General features: G+C 60.7%; 1 pseudogene. It reads right to left on the reverse strand.

Features of this window, described 5'->3' with window-relative positions:
• Positions 1-239 (reverse strand): annotated as a pseudogene (locus Q1A40_RS23070) (hypothetical protein); the annotation flags it as partial.

Here is a 239-nt window from a genome sequence, read left to right on the forward strand (position 1 = left end):
AGCAGATCCACGGCTTTGTCCGGCAGCTGACGGCCGGTCAGGTAACGACGGGAGAGCGTGACCGCCGCGCGCACCGCATCATCGGTAATATGCACCCCGTGATGCTGTGCATAGCGGGATTTCAGGCCTCTGAGCATCAGGCAGGCGGTGTCGTCATCCGGCTCGTCCACTAACACCCGCTGGAAGCGGCGCTCCAGGGCGGCATCACGTTCAAAATACTGTTTGTATTCAGACCAGGT

Origin of the sequence: uncultured Cedecea sp. (assembly GCF_947498825.1) — a bacterium.
Classification (GTDB): domain Bacteria; phylum Pseudomonadota; class Gammaproteobacteria; order Enterobacterales; family Enterobacteriaceae; genus JGM124.